The 13,227-nt window shown below is 65.6% G+C and carries 8 protein-coding genes; 5 read left to right on the top strand and 3 right to left on the bottom strand.

The genetic code is table 11. From position 1 onward, the window contains the following. The first annotated feature begins 24 nt into the window (after positions 1-24). From JGU66_28110 to JGU66_28095, 4 genes are all read left to right on the top strand, one after another. Entirely contained in the window at positions 25-2,310 is a 2,286-nt protein-coding gene (locus JGU66_28110; protein ID MBJ6764652.1) for a hypothetical protein, read from the top strand. A 148-nt stretch (positions 2,311-2,458) separates the two neighbouring features. Next, positions 2,459-4,792, top strand: coding sequence for a hypothetical protein (locus JGU66_28105; protein MBJ6764651.1), 2,334 nt, complete (start codon positions 2,459-2,461; stop codon positions 4,790-4,792). A gap of 221 nt (positions 4,793-5,013) precedes the next feature. Then, on the top strand, positions 5,014-7,332 hold the full coding sequence (locus tag JGU66_28100) for a hypothetical protein (protein ID MBJ6764650.1): 2,319 nt from the start codon (positions 5,014-5,016) through the stop codon (positions 7,330-7,332). Positions 7,333-7,369: 37 nt separating this feature from the next. Next, positions 7,370-8,935 (top strand): glycosyltransferase family 39 protein, encoded by a 1,566-nt coding sequence (locus tag JGU66_28095; protein ID MBJ6764649.1) that lies wholly within the window; start codon positions 7,370-7,372, stop codon positions 8,933-8,935. Positions 8,936-8,994: 59 nt separating this feature from the next. Here the strand turns inward: JGU66_28095 and JGU66_28090 are convergent, their stop codons facing one another. Continuing rightward, positions 8,995-10,029 carry an NADP-dependent oxidoreductase gene (locus JGU66_28090; protein MBJ6764648.1) on the bottom strand — a complete coding sequence of 345 codons (1,035 nt, stop codon included), beginning with the start codon at positions 10,027-10,029 and terminating at the stop codon, positions 8,995-8,997. 557 nt (positions 10,030-10,586) lie between these two features. On the opposite strand from JGU66_28090, the gene JGU66_28085 reads away from it, so the two are divergent. Next, entirely contained in the window at positions 10,587-11,042 is a 456-nt protein-coding gene (locus JGU66_28085) for a hypothetical protein (protein ID MBJ6764647.1), read from the top strand. A 79-nt stretch (positions 11,043-11,121) separates the two neighbouring features. Here the strand turns inward: JGU66_28085 and JGU66_28080 are convergent, their stop codons facing one another. Next, the gene (locus JGU66_28080) at positions 11,122-12,513 is read right to left on the bottom strand and encodes a HAMP domain-containing histidine kinase (GenBank protein MBJ6764646.1); all 1,392 of its coding nucleotides are present in this window, start codon (positions 12,511-12,513) and stop codon (positions 11,122-11,124) included. Continuing rightward, complete coding sequence (locus JGU66_28075) at positions 12,510-13,196, bottom strand: response regulator transcription factor (protein ID MBJ6764645.1); 687 nt, start codon at positions 13,194-13,196, stop codon at positions 12,510-12,512. Before JGU66_28075 ends, JGU66_28080 begins: the two co-directional genes overlap by 4 nt. Positions 13,197-13,227: the final 31 nt, after the last annotated feature.

Raw genomic sequence — 13,227 nt, 5'->3', positions numbered from 1 at the left:
GGTGCGGGGTATCGGATGCGAGGCGTGTGCACTTCGCTCGTCGCAGTGCTGTGTTGGGTCGGTGGGGCTTGGGGAACGACGGCGCGCGCGGAGCCGCTGCTGAGTGATGCGGAGCTGAAGGCTGCGCTCGAACGATTGGGGACGCAGGACCGTCCTGCCGACCACAGTACCGTGAGTGAGGACGAACTTCCCTCGCTGGATGTGGATCCACCGCGGCTTCTGCTCAGGGATGCGGTGAAGGAGCAGCTCGCTCCACGAGTCACGGTCCAACGCTTTGCTGAGATGTACGCGCTACCGGACGAAGCCGCGCGCGCCGTGCTCACCGCGGTGCTGCTCGCTGAGGGGAACATCCCCGTGGCGGACTCTTCCCTCGAGCGCGCCTTGCGGTCGCTTCAGTTGGCGGCGAAGGTGGCCCCGAACTCGTTGGTCCCGGTGGCCACGCTCATCTCAAGCTGGCTGCATTGGCAGAGCCCCCAGGCGCTCCGGACACTGCGAGAGCTTCTCCTCGCCGCTCCAGACCCCGTGGCATGGGCGCTGAAATTGAGGCCAGTGGCAGATACCCACATTGCTCGGTTTCTGTGGATCTTCGCCGTAGGCGAGCGCCCCGCGCTGTTGCCTCAAGCTCTGGCGTCCTTGCGCCCCGAGGACTCCTCGCCGGAGGCATGCGCTTTCCTGCAATCGGCTTTGGACTCACCGTCATTCCCGGAACAGGTGCTGCCACGGAATGCGCAGCGCGTGGCGCTGATGAAGTGCCTCCTCAACGAGGGGCTCCCGGAGCTTGCCCTTCAGCAACTTGAAGCGTTGCCCCCGGAGGAGGTTCGCGGCGCGCTCCTTCATCAGGCAGCGACTCGACTGGACGTCGCGGCGGCGTTCCTCATTCGAGGAGACAAGACCCAAGCCCAGGCCTGGTTGCCCACAGAGGCAGAACTCATCAAGGACGACCCAATGGCCACGTCCCCCAGGATGTGTGAAACGCGCGCCCCGATCGATGTGTTGAAGGCCTTGCTTGCCCCGGTTCCGCCTGCGGATGCGTTCTATTTCCTCGGTCAGATGCAGTGCGTGACGTCGCGCTACCCCTGGAGCCGATTCATGTCCGAGTTGCTCGCTCGCCAGTGTCCGGAGCGTACGCGCGAGCTTCTGGAGTGGGCCGCGCGCGCGCGGCACCCAATCGACGAGGCGGGGCCCGAAGCGGTGGAGGTCCTGCTCCCGTTCATCGCGAAGTCGATGAGTGTCATTCGTGCGGAGTCGTCCCGGCACGAGGTCGAGCTTCGTCAGGCGCTGGCGGCGCTGCCACGGCTTGGACTCGCGTCAACTCAGTCGCGAGAGGCTCTGGGCCGGCGTCTGAATGCCTCCCGACTGGGGGGCTTCATGGAACGGACCGACACACCCGAGACGGCTGGGCGTGCGGTCGTGGTACCCGTGCAATCGGTGATGCTCCCGAATGGCTTTGATGCCGTGTTGGCCCAGCGCTTGTCATCGGACCACCTCGTAGCGGTTGCATCGTCGAGTTTGTTGGACCCTTGGAATGAAGTCAGTCGTGGCGGGTACTGGGTGTTGTTCTCGGAAGACAAAGGGCGGACTTGGTCCGAGCCGCTGTACACGGGATTGCGGGTCAATGATCCCTTTGAGCTGGCCGTCGAGGAGCACGGGCCACTGGTCGTGGGAAAGACTCTGCGCTTCGAGGTTGTGCGCCGTGAACTCATTCGCGAGTCCACCTCTGTTCGTTACTGGGGTTCACAGTTTCGAGAGGAGCCGCGGCGGCGCATTTTGGAGGTGGATCTCGACCGCCTCCGGCTCGACTCGGACCATGACTCGCTCCCCGATATTGTCGAAGAGCATCTTTTCCTCGACCCGAACTGTGCGGACACCGACGGCGACGGCCGCTCGGATGCTGTCGACCCACTTCCTCGGTCCGCGCGAGCGGCTGGTCCCAAAACCGCACCTGCGGAGATCATCACCCACTTCCTTGCCTCGCTGGCTGAGACAGAGTCTTCGACTCCGCCCGACACGAAAGGGGCGAAGAAGACGCGCATCCCTCTCCATCAAACGACCTTCGTCATCTCTGAGCCGAGCGACCTGGACGGCGTGGAGGAGCCGGGCCGCATCATTGCCGTGAGTCCTGCAGAGGCCAGACTGCTGGAGCAACGGCTGGGTGAGTTCTACATGGTCGACCTCAACCTGTCCTTCAACGCCGCGGGAGACCAGGCCCTGCTGGTCTGGAGGAGCCGCGGGTATGGAGGTACGTTCCTCGTGACCAGGACGCCGGAGGGGACTTGGACGATCAAGGCGAAGAGGGAATGGGTCAGCTAGAGAAGAGGTGAACAGCGCGGGACTCGGGGGACGTGACTCAACCATGATGTTTCCATGACCGACCTACCCACGGCTCCGGGTCTAGGATCGGAGCCTGCGTGGTGCACTGGAGCCCGCGCGAGTCCGGCTGAGGTAGTTGATGAGAGGCGTGTTCACTTCGATTGCCGCAGTGCTGTGTTTGAGCTGTGGGCCCTGGGGCTCGCTGGCTCTGGCCGAGCCGCTTCTGCGCGATGCGGAGTTGAAGGATGGGCTCGAACGACTGGGGGAGAAGAACATCAAGCTCGCTGAGGATGTTCAGACCCAGCGGCTCATGGCCCTACTGAATGTGGATTCGCCTCGGACCTTGCTGGTGGGCGTGGTGCGTGAGCATCTTGCTCCAGCCGCGGCGGTTCAACGGTTCAGCCAGACCTATGGGGTGAGTCCTACCGCTGCGCGTGGCGTGCTCAGCGCGGTGCTCTTGGCGGAGCAGGGCAGGCGGATGCAACTGCTGCCCGCCTCCCTCGACCGGGCCTTGCTTGCGCTCCAAGTCGCCGCCAAAGAGGCCCCCGACTCGTTGATTCCAGCGGCTGCCTTCCTATCGGATGGAACGCTCATGGAGCGGCCCAGCGCTCTTGTCGCGCTTCGAGAGATTCTGCGCGCAGCCCCGCAACCTGCGGACCGTGCCGTGAAGCTGGTACCAGGGGTTGTTCCTCCTATGGCCACTGTCCTGTGGACCTTTGCCCTGGGAGAACGCCCGGACCTGTTGCCTGTGGCACTCGAATCCTTGGGCGTCAGGCCGAACTCACAAGAGCGATGCGTGTTCTTGCTCTCGGCCTTGGATTCGCCGGTGTTTCCGGACCAAGTGCTGTCTCGCAACGCGCTGCGTGTGACGCTGGTGCACTGCTTTCTCAGGGAGCAACTGTCGGGCCTTGCGCTTCAGCAGCTCGAAGCGCTCCCAGTTGACGCCCAGGAAGCACTGCGCGGACAGGCGGGCACTCGCGAGGATATTGCGGCGGCATTCCTTGTACGAGGGGAAAAGGATCGGGCTCGCGTATGGGCACTGGAGGCTGAGGCCCTCACCAGATTGCGCAAAGAAGTCAGCTCGGGAGCTGGCGGCGCGGACGAAACCTGTGAACAGTGGTTCAAATCCGAAGTGTTGGATGCCCTCCTGTCCTCTCAGCCGCTCACGGATGCGTTCCCGTTGATCCAACGGCGAGCGTGCATGCCCTGGGAGCATCCCTGGAGTCTGCTCACTGCCTCGGTGTTCGCTCGGCAGTATTCGTCCTACTCGCGCAAGTTGCTGAAAGACACGATGCAAAGAGTGGCTTTCAGTGGCGATGCGCCGGCGGATGATGCGGGCGCCTCGCTCCCCTTCATCAAAAACGCGCTGTCCTCTATTCGCGCCGAGTCGGCGCGGCGCAAGGCGTCCTACCTCGAGGCGTTGGCTGCGCTCTCCGAGATGTCGAGTGACAATGCCGCATCCGCTCTGGATGCCTTGAGTCAGCGTTTGGAGGCCACGCGTCTGGGCGTCTTCACCGAGCGGACCGCGGCGTCAAAAACTCCTCCATCCAAGGCGCCCAGCTCAGTCGTGACGGTGCCCGTGGCTTCGTTGACGCTCCCGGAGCGTTTCCGCCCGCTGCTGGCACAGCGGCTGGCTCCAAATCGCTTCATCGTGGTCGCGCTCTCTCAGATGTTGGATCCCTCGGGAGAGGTCAGTGGAGGGGGATACTGGGTGTTGCTTTCGCGTGACAATGGGCGCAGTTGGTCCGAGCAGCTGTACACCGGGCTGCGGCCTTACGAGCCCTTCGTGCTGGCAGTGGAGGGACACGGCCCTGTCCTCGAGAGGAACACCTTACGCTTCGAGGTCGTGCGGCGAGAACTTGTCCACGACTCCATCACGTTCCCTCCGGTGGAACTGGCGTTCCGCGAGGACTCGCGTCGGCGCGTCCTGGAGGCGAAGCTCGACAATCTTCGGCTCGACTCAGACCATGACTCGCTTCCTGATGTCATCGAGGAGCGCATGCTGCTGGACCCGAAGCGGGCGGACAGTGACGGCGATGGTCTCTCAGACGGGGTCGATCCCTTGCCACGTGCCGTTCAGACGCTGAGGGGCAAGGATGCTCGCACGGAGGTTCTCGCCAGGTTCTTCTCCGGGATGTCGAACGAAGAGTGCTCGGCCTCTCCTGGCCAGAAGCTGGTTGGGAAGCGCATGGCCGCAGCTCCCATTCCCGTGGAGCGCACCCTCTTCGTCGAGGCGACTCCGAGCGACATGGCGGGCGCGACTGCTCCGTGTCGTATCATCACCGTGAGCTCAGCAGAGGCTGAGGTGCTGCTGCAGCACCTGGGTGCGTTCTATGGGCTCTCCTTCGATTTGTTCTTCAATGCCGCGGGCGATAGGGCCGAGCTGGAGTGGGATCGTGGCTGGTACGGCGGTGCGTTCTCCGCCACATGGACCGAGACGGACGGTTGGACGCTCGTGATGACGAAGAGCTGGATTTCCTAGAGCTGTCACACGGCTGCTGCTCGGCTCCATCGAGCGACGCTTGAGCCACGTCTCGTGATGACGGGGTGCGCTTTCGTTTGATGGAGCGGGTTGCCGTGGGCGCGCGACAGTTGCCGTAGGCCACGGCGGCCGACAAGCCGTGTCCCTCAAGGGTAGACTCGGTGTCAGTGCGGCGCACCGGGCCCGCCCGTGAGTCTGACCAGAGGAATCCGATGAGAGGGATGCTCGCTTCGCTGGTCGTCGTGCTGGGTTTTCTCAGCGGGGCATGGGGAATGCCGGCGCACGCAGAGCCGCTCCTGAGCGACCTGGAGCTGAATGCCGCACTCGAGGAACTGGGCGGGCAGGATCTCCCGGCCGAGAAGGTGGTCCGGAGTGAGAAGGGGCTGTCTCTCCTGGAGGTGGAACCCCCCAGGCTCCTGCTGAGGGGTGCGCTGAAGGAGCACCTCGCGCCGCAAGCCGTGGTCCAACGCTTTGCCCAGACATATGGGCTTCCTCCCGAAGCTGCGCGCGGAGTGCTCACGGCCGTGCTGCTCGCTGAGAAGCAAGCTCGCATCGAGGACGCATCCGCCGCTCGGGCCTTGCAGTCGCTCGAGCGCGCGGCACGGCTGGCTCCGAACTCGCTGGTTCCGGCCGCCACGCTCATTTCGAATTGGACGCTCATGGTCAGCCCCCGCGCGCTCGGGACGCTGCGAGCGCTTCTCCTCGTCGCTCCGGATCCGGTGGCGCGAGCCCTGAAGTTGAGTCCCGCGGCCGAGGGTCCCATCTCTCGAAGCCTGTGGACCTTCGCGCTGGGCGAGAATCCAGAGTTGCTTCCTCAGGCGCTCGAATCCCTGCACGAAGAGGCCGACTCGCTGGATGGCTGTGCGTTCCTCCTCTCGGCATTGGAGGCTCCTTCATTCCCCGAGCAGACGTTGTCGCGAAATGAACAGCGTGTGGCTTTGATGCGCTGCTTCTTCAATGAGGAGCTGCCGGACCTTGCCCTCCAGCAACTCGATGCTTTGCCCGAGGCTGCTCGTCAGGGGCTGCGCGGCCAGATGGAGACTCGGCTGAACATCGCGGCGGCATTCCTCGCGAGGGGAGACAAGACCCAGGCTCGTGCATGGCTGCCGAACATCGCTGAACTCCCTGGGGACGACTCGGATGGAACGATGCCCGAGCTATACGAGCCTCGCTCCCAGACAAAGCTGTTGGACGCCTTGCTCTCTCCCTCGCCACATGCGGATGCGTTCTCGCTCCTCGAACAGCGTCGATGGGGGCTGTGGCGTTACCCCTGGACCCGGTTCGTGGCTGAGGCGTTCGCAAAGCAGTACCCAGGGGAGGCGCGCCGGACGTTGGAGCGGGCGACGGGCAGGACCTATCTCTTGGGCGAAGATGTGATGGCCGGGGCAGACGCCACGCTCCCCTTCGTGGAGAGGGCATTGAGGGCCATTCGTGCCGAGTCGGTCTGGCGCGAGACAGACTTTCGCCAAGCGCTGGCGGCACTCCCTTCTGTGTCGAGGCTGGGCGCTGCGTCAGCGCATGAGAAGGAGGCCCTGGGTCAGCGCTTGGACGCTGCCCGTCTTGGCGTCTTTACCGAGCGGACCGAGGCTGCGGAGGCACCTGCGAGCACGGCCGCGGATGCAGTCGTAACAGTGCCTCTGAAGTCGTTGAAGCTGCCGCAACGCTTCGAGGCTTTGCTGGCGCAGCGATTGTCCCGCACCCGCATGGTGGTGGTCGCCTGGTCTCGAACGCTGGACCCCTCGGGCGAGGTCGATGCAGGGGGATACTGGGTGCTGTTCTCGGATGACAACGGACACACGTGGTCCGAGCCGCTGTACACAGGGCTGCGGCGCTACGAACCCTTCGTTCTCGCCGTGGACGGACATGGACCGTTGCTCGTGGGAGACACCCTGCGCTTCGAGGTCGTGCGATGCGAACTCATCCACGAGTCCATCACCTTTCCTCCGGTGGGGTTGCGGTTCCGGGAGGACTCGCGGCAGCGTGTCCTGGAGGCGAAGCTCGAGCGACTCCGACTCGACTCGGACCATGATTCGCTGCCAGACATTCTGGAGGCGCGAATGCTGCTCGACCCGAATCTCGCGGATACCGATGGGGATGGCCTCTCGGATGCAGTCGATCCGCTGCCCAGGTCCGCACGAACGGCGGGTTCCCAAGCAGCCCGCGCGGAAATCCTCACGCGGTTCTTCGCTGCGGTTGACAGTGAAGTGTTCCCGTCGTCGCCAGAGTCCAAGACCCAGAAAGGGAAGACGCGAGGAGCGCGCATCCCCCTGGAGAAAACGCTCTTCGTCAAAGCCGACCTCGCGGACCTGGAGGGCGTGACAACCCCTGGCCGCGTCATTGCGGTGAGCCCTGCGGAGGAAGAAGTGCTGCGGCAGCGGCTGGGCGCGTTCTACCTGTTCTCTTTCGACTTGTTCTTCAATCTCGCGGGCGACCGGGCCCTGCTCAAGTGGAGTGCGGGGTGGATCGGGGGCTCGTTCCTCGCGAGCCAGAACTCGAAGGGGAAATGGGTGCTCACGAGAGATGAGGACTGGGTCACCTAGCTGGAGCCCAGCGCCGCTGCTCTGCTATGGGGGCGCGATGTTGGCCGACGCCCAGTTGTCACGCTCGGAAGGCTCCACGCCCGTTGGGCCCACCGTTGTCGCGCCCTCGGGTCGCCTGTTCATCGTGGCGGCCCTGCTGTTCACCTTGGCGCTCGTCGTGGCCGTGATTCTGCGCGCAGGGCCTTTGGTTTCATTGGGCATCTGGGGCACTCCGGTCGACTACGACGAAGGGGTGTACTCGGCCGCGGCCCAGTGGCTGTCTCGGGGCGTCTTGCCCTATCGCGACTTCGTCTTCGTTCACCCTCCTGGATGGCTGTACCCGCTGGCTGCGCTCACGCGGCTCCTGGCGCTTGAGCCTGCGGGAGCTTTCGCGGCTTCTCGCGTCCTGGCCGTCATCCTTGGCGTGGTGAACTCGGCGGTCGTGGGAGGGCTCGCATGGCGGTGGCGCGGCCCGGTGGCCGGGGTGTTCGCAGCGGCCTTCTATGCGGTGTACCCCGACGTGGTGCGTGTCGAGCGGGGCCCGTTCTTGGAGCCGCTGCTCAATCTCGTTTGCCTCACAGGGCTGGGGCTCGCGCTGCGCGCTCGAACGCGGAAGGCCACGTGGCTCGCGGGGGCTGTTCTGGGCTACGGCATTGCCATCAAGCTGACGGGTGGCGTCTTTCTCCTGGCCGCGTTGGCTGTCTTCTGGGGACAGGAGCGTCATGAGCGACGGCTGATGCCTCATGTCGCCGTGGCCGCTGCCATCGCTTGGTTGATCTGTGTTGCCCCTGTCGCAGGAGCGGCCCCGGTCGCGTTCCTGCGGGAGGTCTTCGTCTTCCAGCTCTGGCGACCCCCCGATGGGACCTCCCGCTTCCTCACGCGGTTGAGTGAGACCCTCTTCATTGGCCACGAGGTCATCGGTGTCTTGGCGATAGTGGGTGTCTGCCTGGCGCTCCGGGTGTGGAGGCATGACCGAGACGCGCGAGGCTGGGGCGTTGCCTTTGCCCTCATCGTCGCGCTGTTCCTGAAGAGTTCCTCCTATTGGAGCCAATACAACGCATTCCTCGCGACCGTGCAGGGCGTCCTGGCCGGCGTCGCGACGGCGACTGGGTTCAACTGGCTCGTACGGCGGTCCTTCACGGGCCGAGTGTGGGTCGCCGTGGCCGCGCTGTCGGCGGTTACCCTTGCTGCGTATTGGGGTGCTTTCAGTCCTCTCGCCAAGGATGACTCACTGGACAGCCTGCGCGCTTCCATCGCGTCGCGCGTGGCTCCTGGTGAGTGCTTCCTCCCGTTCGAGCCTGCTTGGGGCATCGCGGCCAACGTGCTCCCTTCCGGAGACAGGGAGCTGCCTCCGGTGGTGGACCCCTACGGCGCCATGTTGGTGGGCGCGATGAGCGAGGGGCGACGCTTCTCCGACGTCACCGAGGCCTTCCGAACACCCGGAGCCCAACAGGTGATTGCGCATCATGCCGCACGCTGCCCAGTCATCGTGCTGGGCTGGCGTGGTCGCTATCAGCTTGGCGAAGAGGCCGTCGCGAAGGTCATCGCGCGGCGCGTCCTCATGGGTCCGCAGGCGCGTTCCGCCATCGATGCGTGGGCCTTGAAGGACGCAGCGACGCCGTAACGGCGCGACGCTCCGAGCCCGCGCCATCACGCCGCGGCTCGGAGCCTCGCGTGATCGCGTCAGCCCTGGGTGACGTCCACCACGAGCTTGCCGAAGTTGCGCCCCTCGAGCAGGCCGATGAACGCCGTCGGCGCGTTCTCCAGGCCATCGACTCGGTCTTCGCGCAGCTTGACCTGTCCCGCGTCGACCCACGCGCCCATGTCGCGGCGGAAGGCCTCGAAGCGGTCGGCGTAGTGGTCGAGGATGATGAAGCCCTGCATGCGGATGCGCTTCTGCAGCACGGTGGCCAGCAGCAGCGGCATCCGGTTCGGTCCGGACGGCAGGTTTTCTTCGTTGTAGTGCGAGATGAACCCGCAGACCGGCACGCGCGCCCCGATGTTGAGCAAGGGCAGCACGGCATCGAACACGGCGCCACCGACGTTCTCGAAGTAGACGTCGATGCCTTTCGGGCAGGCCTCGGCGAGACGCTCGGCCAGTCGTGAATCCTTCCGGTCCAGGCAGACATCGAAGCCGAGTTCCTCGACCGCGAAGCGGCGCTTGTCCTCGCCGCCCACGATGCCGACCACACGCGCCCCCTTCAGCTTGGCGATCTGTCCGACCACGCTACCGACCGCGCCGGTCGCCGCGGCCACGACCACCGTCTCTCCCGGCTTGGGCTGCCCGATATCGAGCAGGCCGACATAGGCGGTGAACCCCGGCATGCCCAGTCCGCCCAGCGCCAGAGAGGGCCGCGCCATCTCGCCGAGCGAGAGCAGGTCCTGTCCCCCCGACACCGCGTAGTCCTGCCAGCCCGCATTGCCGAGCACCAGCTCGCCCTCACGGAACTTCGGGTTCCGGGACTTGATGATCCGATTGACCGTGCCGCCCACCATGAGTGCGCCCACCTGAACCGGCGGCGCGTAACCCGGGCCCACCTCGTCCATCAGGTTGCGCATGTACGGGTCGAGCGAGAGGGACAGCGTGCGCATCAGCACCTCCCCTTCGCCCGGAGTCGGGATGGCGGTCTCTTCGAGGCGGAAGTCCCGTGGAGTGGGTTGTCCTCGCGGGCGGGAGGCGAGGACGATGCGGCGATTGAGGGCGGGGTTGGACGACATGCGCGGACTCCAGGGGAGAGCGCTCGACGGGACACGTCAGTCCCACCGGTGGACGGAGGGCGTGGAGTCGCCGAGCACGCCCATGACTAAGGAGCGGCCACCCAGTCCGCCGCTGAAACGACACGGGGTCGTCTGTTCCTCAGCGGGACGTCGATGGGGATGGCCCAGTCGTCCCGCCGGAGTAAGAAGGTACGTGGCGAGGCCCCGTGTTGACGAAGCGGAGTCTGGGAGCCTCGCGGATAGCGAAGGCTCGCCCCAGGTCGGCATGCAGCCGCGGAGGGCGAAGCGGGGCTCGACCAGGCCGCTACCTCAAGTGATAGGTGGGTGAGCTGCCATTGGAGTAGGGCGCTGTGGTTTCTTGAACCCATTCCTCAAGCTGGCTCAAGCGCCCTGTCAATACTGTGTCGGAGGTGGATAACTCAGAACTCGATCGGAGGGGCCAGCCAGTGAGCCTTCAATGGGCACACTCTGCTCTTTTTACTATTCGCAGTCTGACATGGCGTGCTATTCGCGAAATGCGCGAAAGTACGGTTCGCGCCTTGCGCTGGAGTCATCAAATGAGAGCAGTCATCACCATCGCAGCCATCACTCTCATGACTGTTGCCTGTGGGGGAGTGGCGGATACTGCCGAGAGTCAGCCCCAGCTTGGCGTTCAGGAATCGAAGTTGCTCGATCCTTCGGATGTGCTGATTGGAAATTACTACCGGGCCGACTTTGGGGACCACACTATCACTGTCGCTGCAGGCGGAGCGTATACTACGGCGCCAATCTATGACGGGTATTGCTGGGGCGGCTCGCCCATCTATCGGAATATCAGCTTCAGTGAGACCAGTGGTTGTGGTCGGGTCTATACCGCTGAGCGATATTGGATGTGCTCTACGCTGACGCCGCCCTTCTGGGCTCCTATTCGGCTGGAGTTCTGGCCAGTTGGATGCATGGGAAACACGATTAGTTGGTTTGTGGAGCGCGACCCCGTGTCAGGAGACACCAACTACGCTTTCAAGAAGTACTGAGACGGAATGTCGCCCACTCGAGTGCTCGTGACACTCGAATGGTCCATGCTGCGCGCGGAGTTGGAGCCGTGCGCAGTGCTCAAGGCGCGGCGCGGGGGCCTTCGATGACGACTCGGAGTCCTCGGGGCTCGTTGACGGAGAAGGAGAGCTCCAGGCCGGCGCGCAGGCACAGCTCGCGGACGATGGCCACTCCCAGGCCGCTGCCTCGCGGGTCTCTTTGACGGGCTTCGCTGGCTCGGAAGAGGCGCTCGCCCAGGCGGCTCAGGTCCTCGGGGGGCACTCCCGGGCCGTCGTCCAGCACGGTGAGCCGGAAGCGCTCGGTGCCCACGGGCTCCAACAGCGCCACCACGTGCCCTCCCGGGTCTCCATGCGCCACGGCGTTGTGGAGCAGGTTGCTGACCGCCTGCTCCAGCATCGTGGGATGACAACGCACCCACAGCGGGGTGTCCGGATGGGCCGCGTCCATGGCCACGTCCTTGCGGCGGGCCAGCAATCCCAGACGCCGCACCACGCGCTCCACCAACATGCCCAGCTCCGCGCGAGGCTCGCCCTCCAGCGGATCCACGCCCTCGCCGAGCTGACACGCGAGCCTCAAGTTGTCCACGAGCGCCGCCAGGTACACGGTGTCCTCGATGCCACGCACCAACAGGGGCGACAGCTCCGTGGCCGGCGCGGTGGTGGCCAGCTCCAGCGCGAGCTGGAGCGAGGCGATGGGCGTCTTGAGGTCGTGCGCCACATCGGAGAGGAAGCGCTCCAGCGCGTGCTTCTGCGCCTCGATGCGCTCGGCATCCGAGCGCACCCGCGCGTGGGCCGCGTCCAGCACGCGAGACAAGTCCCCCAGCTCGTCCGAGGAGGTGTCGCGGGTGGAGTGATACGCCGTGCTGCCAATGGCGCCCGTGGAGCTGTGCAGGCGCCGCAGTCGGCGCAGCAGCGGGTAGATGACGAAGGCGGTGGACAGCGCCGCGGCCAGCGTCGTGAAGGTGAGCGCCGCGAGCAGCAGACGCCTCAGCCCCTGCGCGCGATCGACGAGGCGCGGCCAGTGGTACTCCAGGAGGCTGCACGGCCCCGCATCCGCCACGCGGATCAGCAGCGCGCCCGCCCAGGGCGCATTGTGGCCATCTTCGCGGAGCGGGAAGTAGACCTCGAAAGGTCGCGGGTCGCCCTCTCGCATCTTCTGCACGAGCGACTCGGCGGGGGCGGGCAGGGAGCTCGGCTGGGTGAGCACTCGGCGCGCGTCATAGGCGACCACCGTGAGGCCTTGGGGCAGGACCTGACTCCAGCCATCAGGTGCGGCGCGGCAGGCCTCGCCATGCACCTGCAGGATGCTGTCGGTGAAGACCTGGGCGCTCAGCCGCGTCGTGATTTCAATCGCCTTGTGGAAGGTGAAGTACGCCGTGGCGAGCGTGGCGAGCATCCCCAGCAGCACCGATGCGAGCGCGGTGCGCCACGCCAGCCCGCTCCACACCTTCATGGTGTGTCCTCCGGCTCGAAGCGGTAGCCGATACCCCAGGCCGTGCGCACGCTCGCGCCCGCGGGGCCCAGCTTCTTCCGGATGCGCGCCACATGCGAGTCCACGGTCCGCGCGTCGCGCTCCTCGTTGAGCGGCAAGGCCTGCTCGGCGATCTGCTCCCGGGTGAGCGCGCGGCCTGGGCGCTCCACCAGATACAGCAGCACGTCCAATTCGTTGCGCGTGAAGGACACCAGCCCCACGTCCTCACGGCTGACCGTGCGCGCGTCCAGGTCGATGCTCACGTCCGCCCAGCTTCGCTTGCGCCGGGTGGCCTCGTCCGGGATGCGCAGCCGCGCCTTGATGCGCGCGAGGAGTTCCTCCATCCAGAACGGTTTGGCCAGGTAGTCCACCGCGCCGAGTCCGAAGGAGCGCAGCCGCGCCTCCAATTCCTGTCGCGCGGTGAGGACCAGGATGGGGACTCGGAGACGGCCCTGCCAGGCCTGGAGCAGCTCGAAGCCATCCAGGCCCGGCAGGTTGAGGTCCAGTACCACCAGGGCAGGGCGCTCGCGCTCCGCGGCCTCCAGGGCGAGGCGCCCGTCGGTGACGAGCGACACCTGGAAGCCCGCGAGCTTCAGTCCGCGCACGATGCTGGCGGCGATGGGAGGGTCGTCCTCTACGACCAGGATGGGGCCCTGCGTGTCCATGGGGACGACCTTCCTCGGTTCAGGCAGCGGA

This window comes from Myxococcaceae bacterium JPH2 (assembly GCA_016458225.1).
In the GTDB taxonomy this organism is placed as follows: Bacteria; Myxococcota; Myxococcia; order Myxococcales; family Myxococcaceae; genus Citreicoccus.
Note: the sequence above shows the minus strand (reverse complement) of the source record. Positions and strands in the feature narration are given on the sequence as shown.

Coding starts and splice junctions, on each gene's coding strand:
- JGU66_28075 (MBJ6764645.1), bottom strand. CDS start 13,196: ATGGACACGCAGGGCCCCATCCTGGTCGTAGAGGACGACCCTCCCATC.
- JGU66_28085 (MBJ6764647.1), top strand. CDS start 10,587: ATGAGAGCAGTCATCACCATCGCAGCCATCACTCTCATGACTGTTGCC.
- JGU66_28090 (MBJ6764648.1), bottom strand. CDS start 10,029: ATGTCGTCCAACCCCGCCCTCAATCGCCGCATCGTCCTCGCCTCCCGC.
- JGU66_28095 (MBJ6764649.1), top strand. CDS start 7,370: ATGTTGGCCGACGCCCAGTTGTCACGCTCGGAAGGCTCCACGCCCGTT.
- JGU66_28080 (MBJ6764646.1), bottom strand. CDS start 12,513: ATGAAGGTGTGGAGCGGGCTGGCGTGGCGCACCGCGCTCGCATCGGTG.
- JGU66_28100 (MBJ6764650.1), top strand. CDS start 5,014: ATGCTCGCTTCGCTGGTCGTCGTGCTGGGTTTTCTCAGCGGGGCATGG.